This window comes from Pseudomonas sp. NPDC087614 (assembly GCF_044743485.1).
GTDB classification, from domain to species: Bacteria; Pseudomonadota; Gammaproteobacteria; order Pseudomonadales; family Pseudomonadaceae; genus Aquipseudomonas; species Aquipseudomonas baetica_A.
Genome location: NZ_JBIUWN010000139.1, coordinates 2645 through 5954 on the forward strand (window position 1 = coordinate 2645; position 3310 = coordinate 5954).

The following is a 3310-nucleotide window of genomic DNA, read 5'->3' on the forward strand; positions in this document are numbered from 1 at the left end:
TGGATCGATGCCATGGCTATCAAAAGCAGGCCAACCGGGAACAGCATGGAGGCAAGAGAGCGGGGTTGGTCGGACATCTTCAACACGGTCATGGGTCGCACTTCCTACGGTTTTTTTGAAGTTGCTGTTTGCAGATAGTGTTCTGCAACGTCCAGCATTCGGTTGGCAAAACCCCATTCGTTATCGAACCAGGCCAGGATGTTCACAAGCTTTGGGCCTGAGACACGGGTCTGGCTGGCATCGACGATGGCCGAATGTGGGTCATGATTGAAATCACAGCTTGCGTGGGGAAGCTCGGTGTAAGCCAACAGGCCTTTGAGCGGGCCGCTGGTGGCGGCTTCACGCAAGATCCGGTTGACTTCATTGGCGTCGGTCGCGGTGGTGGTCTGCATCGTGATGTCGAGGCAGGAGACGTTGACCGTCGGCACGCGTACGGCTTTGGCCTGAATTCGCCCGGCAAGTTCCGGCAGCAGACGCTCGATACCGCGCGCCAGACCGGTGGACACCGGGATCACCGACTGGAACGCCGAACGGGTGCGGCGCAGGTCTTCGTGGTGATAGGCGTCGATCACTGGCTGATCGTTCATCGCCGAGTGAATGGTGGTGATCGACACGTAATCCAGACCAATGGCCTTGTCCAGCAGACGCAACAGCGGCACGCCGCAGTTAGTGGTGCAGGAGGCATTGGACACCAGCAGTTCGTCGCCGGTCAGGCAATCCTGATTGACGCCGTAGACGATGGTGGCGTCGACATCCGCCTCGCTGGCCATTGGCTGCGAGAACAACACGCGTGGCGCGCCGGCGTCGAGGAAACGCTGGCCGTCTTCACGGGTGTTGTAAGCGCCGGAGCATTCAAGCACCAGATCGACGCCCAGGGACGCCCAATCGATGCTTTCGGGAGTGGCACTGCGCAGGACCTTCACGCAGTCGCCATTAATATGCAGACAATCGCCCTCAACCCGCACTTCGCCGGGAAACCGGCCATGAGTGGAGTCAAAGCGTGTCAGGTATTCAATGCTGGCCATGTCAGCCAGATCGTTGATTGCGACAATTTCAAACCCGGCTTTTTCGCCTCGCTCAAACAACGCACGCAAGACGCAACGACCAATCCGGCCGTAGCCGTTGAGTGCAACTTTGTAAGGACGCGGTTGAGGCATGGGGTTCTCGATTACCGTTTGAATCCGTTATTGCAGTGGCGTCTGAACCACCGCTTTCGCGAGCAAGCCCGCTCCCACATTGGAATGTACTTTCCTGTGGGAGCGGGCTTGTTCGCGAAGGCGTCAGTCCGGACGACGCGACTTCTGGATCAGTCTTCCAGCAGTTCTTCAGCCTGACCCAGGATGTTTTCCAGGGTGAAGCCGAACTCTTCGAACAGTGCTGGCGCAGGCGCCGACTCACCGTAAGTGGTCATGCCGATCACGCGACCTTCCAGCCCCACGTACTTGAACCAGAAGTCGGCGTGAGCCGCTTCGATCGCAATACGCGCGCCAACCTGCAACGGCAGGACGGCTTGCTTGTAGCCAGCATCCTGAGCATCGAACACGCTGGTGCAAGGCATGGAAACCACGCGCACCTTGCGGCCCTGCCCGGTCAGTTTGTCGAAGGCTTGAACAGCCAGGCCGACTTCCGAACCGGTCGCAATCAGAATCAGCTCAGGCTCGCCTGCGCAGTCCTTCAGCACGTAGCCACCACGGCTGATGTCGGCGATCTGGCCGGCATCACGGGTTTGGTGCTGCAGGTTCTGACGCGAGAAAATCAGCGCCGACGGGCCGTCCTTGCGCTCCAGAGCGTTTTTCCAGGCCACAGCCGATTCAACGGCATCGGCTGGACGCCAGGTGTCGAGGTTCGGCGTGGTACGCAGGCTGGTCAGTTGCTCGATCGGCGGGTGCGTCGGGCCGTCTTCGCCCAGACCGATGGAGTCGTGGGTGTAGACGTGGATCACGCGCTGCTTCATCAGAGCGGACATGCGCACGGCATTGCGAGCGTATTCCATGAACATCAGGAAGGTCGCGCCGTAAGGCACCAGGCCGCCGTGCAGGGTGACGCCGTTCATGATGGCGGTCATGCCGAATTCGCGCACACCGTAGTACATGTAGTTGCCGCTGGCATCTTCAGCGCTGACGCCTTTGCAACCTTTCCACAGGGTCAGGTTGGAACCGGCCAGGTCGGCCGAACCGCCAAGCAGTTCCGGCAGCAGCGGGCCGAACGCGTTCAGGGTGTTCTGACTGGCTTTACGGCTGGCGATGGTTTCGCCTTTGGCAGCGACTTCAGCGATATAGGCCGAGGCTTTCTCCGAGAAGTCAGCCGGCAGTTCACCGCTCAGACGACGGATCAGCTCGTTGGCTTCAGCCGGGAACGCGGCGGAGTAGGCAGCGAAACGCTGATCCCACTCGGCTTCAACGGCGCGGCCAGCTTCTTTGGCATCCCACTCGGCATAGATGTCGGCCGGGATTTCGAACGGGCCGTGGTTCCAGTTCAGTGCCTGGCGGGTCAGAGCGATTTCCGCGTCACCCAGTGGGGCGCCGTGGCAGTCTTCTTTGCCTTGTTTGTTTGGCGAGCCGAAGCCGATGGTGGTCTTGCAGCAGATCAGGGTCGGCTGCGCGCTCTTGCGCGCGGTGTCGATGGCAGTCTTGATCTCTTCCGGGTCGTGACCGTCAACGTTGCGGATCACTTGCCAGTTGTAGGCTTCGAAACGCTTCGGGGTGTCATCGGTGAACCAGCCTTCGACTTCGCCGTCGATGGAGATGCCGTTGTCATCGTAGAAAGCGATCAGCTTGCCCAGACCCAGAGTACCGGCCAGGGAAGCGACTTCGTGGGAAATGCCTTCCATCATGCAGCCATCACCCAGGAAAACGTAGGTGTGGTGGTCAACGATGTTGTGGCTCGGACGGTTGAACTGCGCCGCCAGGACTTTTTCTGCCAGCGCGAAACCCACCGCGTTGGCCAGACCCTGACCCAGCGGGCCGGTGGTGGTTTCAACGCCCGGGGTATAACCGAACTCCGGGTGACCCGGGGTGCGGCTGTGCAGTTGACGGAATTGCTTGAGGTCGTCGATCGACAGGTCGTAACCGGTCAGGTGCAGCAACGAGTAGATCAACATCGAGCCGTGGCCGTTGGACAGCACGAAGCGGTCACGGTCAGCGAACGATGGATTGCTCGGGTTGTGCTTGAGGTAGTCGCGCCAAAGTACTTCAGCGGCCATCCCGGTGCCCCTATGGGTATGGCAGATATCGCCGAAGTACTTTTGCGCTTGATGCCATACCCGTGGGGGCCCCGGGGAGGCCGGAGGTGGCATTGTTCGCAGCCTACA

Annotated in this window: 2 protein-coding genes; both read right to left on the minus strand. The window is 60.2% G+C overall.

Annotation, left to right across the window (positions count from 1 at the left end):
- Window positions 1-104 precede the first annotated feature (104 nt).
- On the minus strand, window positions 105-1157 hold the full coding sequence (epd, locus tag ACIOWA_RS27160) for an erythrose-4-phosphate dehydrogenase (protein WP_401162842.1): 1053 nt from the start codon (window positions 1155-1157) through the stop codon (window positions 105-107).
- A gap of 149 nt (window positions 1158-1306) precedes the next feature.
- Window positions 1307-3295 (minus strand): transketolase, encoded by a 1989-nt coding sequence (gene tkt, locus ACIOWA_RS27165; RefSeq protein WP_401162845.1) that lies wholly within the window; start codon window positions 3293-3295, stop codon window positions 1307-1309.
- Window positions 3296-3310: the final 15 nt, after the last annotated feature.

What these genes read in the sequence shown, in the direction of transcription:
- epd (WP_401162842.1), bottom strand. Translation starts at nt 1,157, where the DNA reads ATGCCTCAACCGCGTCCTTACAAAGTTGCACTCAACGGCTACGGCCGG.
- tkt (WP_401162845.1), bottom strand. Translation starts at nt 3,295, where the DNA reads ATGCCACCTCCGGCCTCCCCGGGGCCCCCACGGGTATGGCATCAAGCG.